Source organism: Arthrobacter sp. GMC3, assembly GCF_002929305.1.
Classification (GTDB): domain Bacteria; phylum Actinomycetota; class Actinomycetes; order Actinomycetales; family Micrococcaceae; genus Specibacter.
The window spans coordinates 1-507 of the sequence record NZ_PJIO01000180.1 but is presented as its reverse complement, the minus strand read 5'-3'; the positions used below and the strand labels follow the sequence as shown (position 1 = coordinate 507).

The 507-nt window shown below is 66.1% G+C and carries 1 protein-coding gene; it reads right to left on the bottom strand.

The window, feature by feature from the left end; genetic code table 11:
- The coding region (locus tag CXQ94_RS24195; RefSeq protein ID WP_368665597.1) for a histidine kinase dimerization/phospho-acceptor domain-containing protein at positions 1-507 on the bottom strand (507 nt) is incomplete at both ends.

Below are 507 nucleotides of genomic sequence, written 5' to 3'. Positions count from 1 at the left end.
CCTGCAGACGTGGCTCGCCGGCCGAACGCAGCGCCGACAGCAGCGCAGCCGGACTCAGTCGGTCGTTCAGCGGCAGATCACCGCGGGCGAAGATCAGCATGTCACGGACCTGATGCTCCAGTTCGTGCAGACGAGCCTTGAGGCTACCGGCGAAGCGCTGCTGTTGCTGTTCGCTCAGGCCACCCTGCTCGAGGTGACTGGCATATAGCAACGCGGTGGACAGCGGAGTGCGAATCTGGTGGGCAAGCGAAGCCACCATGCGCCCTAGCGACGACAGCCGTTCATGGCGCGCCAGCTGATCCTGGAGTCGGCGGGTCTCGGTAAGGTCGGTGAGCAGCACCAGCTGACCAGGTTCCCCGGCAAGCGAGCGCGTAGCGATCGATAGGCGGCGACCATTGCGTAGCGATATCTCGTGCCCGTCGTCCCGCCGCGGCGCAAAACAGCGGGCAATCACCTCGCGCCAGGGGTGCCCCACGAGTGGCTCGCCCAGCAGCTCAAGACCAACCG